1 protein-coding gene is annotated in these 1,079 nt (G+C 68.0%); it reads left to right on the forward strand.

The window, feature by feature from the left end; genetic code table 11:
• Positions 1-1,060 (forward strand): IS110 family transposase (locus ACFYX3_RS42055; protein ID WP_389025429.1); only part of this gene is annotated, 1,060 nt, incomplete at its 5' end.
• Positions 1,061-1,079 lie beyond the last annotated feature (19 nt).

Consider the following 1,079-nt stretch of genomic DNA (forward strand, 5'->3'; position numbering starts at 1 on the left):
GGCCCTTCTCGCCGACGTGACGGCCATCGACGAGGATGCGGTCTGGGCGGTCGACGTCGCAGACGGCATGGCAGCGTTGTGGATCAACCTCCTGCTCAACCACGGCCAGCAGCTCGTCTACATACCCGGCCTCGCGGTTAACCGGGCCGCCGCCGGCTACCGAGGCACCGGCAAGACCGACGCCAAGGACGCCACCGTCATCGCCGACCAGGCCCGCATGCGCCGGGACCTGACCACGCTGCGGCCCGACGACGAGCACGCCGTTGAACTGCGCGTCCTCACCGGCCGCCGGGCAGACATCAACGCCGGCCGCACCCGGCGGATCAACCGCCTGCGCGCCCAGCTAACCAGCATCTTTCCCGCCCTGGAACGAGAACTCGATCTGGGCGACGTCGGCCCGCTGGTCCTGCTGACCGGCTACCAGACACCCGCAGCTCTCCGCCGCACCGGCCGCAAACGGCTGGAGACCTGGCTCAGGAACCGACACGTCCGCGGGGCCGAAGCCGCTCTCTCGGCAGCAGACCGGCAGCAGACCGCGCTTCCCGGGGAGAAGATCACCGCGCAGGTGATCCACACTCTGGCGAAGGAGGTGATGGGCCTCAACGAGCAGCTTGCCGAGATCGACAAGCTCATTGCGGCCCGGTTTCGCGAACACGAACTCGCCGAAGTGATCGAGAGCATGCCTGGCATCGGCCCGTTGATGGGCGCCGAGTTTCTCGCCGTGACCGCCGGTGACATGAGCCGCTACGGCTCCGCCGACCGGCTGGCCAGCATGGCCGGCGTCGCTCCGACTCCCCGTGACTCGGGCAGCGTCAGCGGCAACCTGCACCGGCCGCGGCGCTACCACCGCGGCCTCCAACGCGTCTTCTACACCTCCGCGCTGATCAGCATCCGCAACTGCGACGCCTCGCGGCGTTTCTACGAACGCAAGCGCGCTGAAGGCAAGCGACACATCCAAGCAGTCCTCGCTCTGGCCCGTCGACGTGTGAACGTCCTGTGGGCCCTGATCCGTGACGGACGGTGCTACCAAGATGGACTCCCGGTCACAACGGCGGCTTGACAACAGCATTAGGAGGTGG

This window comes from Streptomyces sp. NPDC002463 (assembly GCF_042889835.1).
Classification (GTDB): domain Bacteria; phylum Actinomycetota; class Actinomycetes; order Streptomycetales; family Streptomycetaceae; genus Streptomyces; species Streptomyces nymphaeiformis.